The organism is Roseicella sp. DB1501 (assembly GCF_013112485.1).
Classification (GTDB): domain Bacteria; phylum Pseudomonadota; class Alphaproteobacteria; order Acetobacterales; family Acetobacteraceae; genus Paracraurococcus.
This window is the reverse complement of sequence record NZ_JABFHG010000046.1, coordinates 1-1275: the sequence shown is the minus strand read 5'-3', so window position 1 is coordinate 1275 and position 1275 is coordinate 1. Positions and strand designations below refer to the sequence as shown.

1 protein-coding gene is annotated in these 1275 nt (G+C 66.5%); it reads left to right on the top strand.

Translation table 11 applies throughout. The annotated features are described in order from the left end of the window. Positions 1–66 precede the first annotated feature (66 nt). Positions 67–1241 (top strand): IS3 family transposase gene (locus HJG45_RS28265; RefSeq protein WP_254452866.1). Its coding sequence is split into 2 segments (ribosomal slippage): positions 67–343 and positions 343–1241, totalling 1176 coding nucleotides; the frame shifts between segments, so codons are not numbered across the junction. Positions 1242–1275 lie beyond the last annotated feature (34 nt).

Genomic DNA, 1275 nt, shown 5'->3' with positions numbered 1-1275 from the left:
TGGCCTGCCCCCGTAGAAGTGGTCCGCCGGTGATGTAGCCTGGCGACTGCGGGGGGAGGTTCGGGGATGGCGAGGAAGAAGGCCCACACGCCCGAGGAGATTGTGGCGAAGCTGCGCCAGGTTGAGGTTCTGGTGGCGCAGGGGAAGTCGGTGGCGGAGGCGGTCCGGACGATTGGGGTTACGGAGCCGACCTACTACAGGTGGCGGACTGAGTTTGGCGGGCTGAAGCTGGACCAGGTCAAGCGGCTGAAAGAGTTGGAGCGGGAGAACGCGCGGCTGAGGAAGGCGGTGTCGGATCTGACGCTCGAGAAGGTCATTTTAAAGGAAGCCGCCTCGGGAAAGTGGTGAGCCCCACCCGTCGGCGGGCCTGCGTCGAACATGTGGTACGCGAGCTCGGCGTGTCGGAGCGCAAGGCCTGCGCGGTGCTGGGGCAGCACAGATCGACGCAGCGGAAGGCGCCGCGGGCGGCGGCGGACGAAGCGGCGCTGACGGCGGACATCATGGAACTGGCGAAGCGCTACGGCCGGTACGGATACCGGCGGATCACCGCGCTGCTGCGGGATGCGGGCTGGGCTGTGAACCGCAAGCGGGTCGAGCGGATCTGGCGTCGGGAAGGGCTGAAGGTGCCGCAGCGCCAGCCCAAGAGGGGCAGGCTGTGGCTGAACGACGGCTCCTGCATTCGGCTGCGGCCGGAGCGACCGAACCATGTCTGGGCCTATGACTTCGTCGAGGACCGGACACGTGATGGACGGAAGTTCCGCATGCTGTGCGTGGTCGACGAGTTCACGCGCGAGGCTCTGGCGATCCGGGTGGCGCGGAAGCTCGGCTCAGCGGACGTGATCGACGTCCTGGCCGATCTGTTCATTGCCCGCGGCGCACCGGGTCACATGCGCTCGGACCAGGGACCGGAGTTCATCGCCGAAGCAGTGAAGGGCTGGATAACCGGCGTCGGGGCGAAGACGGCGTTTATCGAAAAGGCCAGCCCGTGGGAGAACGGCTATGTGGAGTCCTTCAACGGCAAGCTGCGCGACGAGCTGCTGAACATGGAGGAATTCAGCACGCTGCGCGAAGCACAGATCCTGATCGAGCAATGGCGCCGTCACTACAACGAGGAGCGCCCGCACTCCTCCCTGGGCTACAGGCCGCCCGCGCCGGAAGTACTGAGGGCAGACCACGTGCCCAGGCCCAGCGGCTCCGGCTCAGGCGGCGCCGCGCAGATCGCCGGACGGGTTATCCACTAAAATCTAACCCGGATCACTCGATGGGGGCTGGTCA